This is a genomic window from Komagataeibacter kakiaceti JCM 25156 (assembly GCF_000613305.1).
On the sequence record NZ_BAIO01000806.1, the window covers coordinates 1 to 735 of the forward strand.

At 69.0% G+C, this 735-nt stretch carries 1 pseudogene; it reads right to left on the bottom strand.

From position 1 onward, the window contains the following. Positions 1-735 (bottom strand): annotated as a pseudogene (gene hemW / locus JCM25156_RS26390) (radical SAM family heme chaperone HemW); the annotation flags it as partial.

Here is a 735-nt window from a genome sequence, read left to right on the forward strand (position 1 = left end):
CGGGTTGCGGCGGTCACGCCCATTGCGCGTCAGCCGCCCATGCGCGCCGGGACCAATGCCCAGATAGTCGCCATAGCGCCAGTAGGTCAGGTTATGGCGGCTTTCAGCGCCGGGGCGGGCGTAGTTCGAGATTTCGTAGCCGTACAGCCCGTGCCGGGCGGCGACCTCGGCGGTCAGGTCATACAGCCGGGCGGCGTCATCGCCTTCGGGCAGGCGGAAGCGGCCCTGACGGTACAGGCTTTCGAAGCGGGTGCCCGGCTCAATGGTGAGCTGGTAGAGCGAGAGATGATCGGACACCAGCGCCAGCGCCGCCTCCAGCTCCGCCCGCCATGCCCGCGCATCCTGTCCCGGCCGGGCATAGATCAGGTCGAACGAGACGCGCCCGAACAGCGCGCGCGCCTGTTCCAGCGCCGTCACGGCCTGTTGCGCGTCATGTTCGCGGCCCAGAAAGCGCAGGGCTTCGGGCTCAAGGCTCTGGATACCGATGGAGATGCGGTTCACCCCGGCATCGCGAAAGGCGCGCAGCAGCCCGGTTTCCACGCTGGTGGGGTTGGCTTCCAGCGTGATTTCCACATCCGCCGTGGTGCCGAACAGGGTGCGTGTATCCGCGATCAGCCCCGCCACCGTCTCCGGCGCCATGAGGGAGGGCGTGCCCCCACCGAAGAAGATCGAACCCACCACCGGGCGCTCCGCCCGCGTGGCCCCCATGCGCGCCGGCTTCATGCGCCAGTTCGC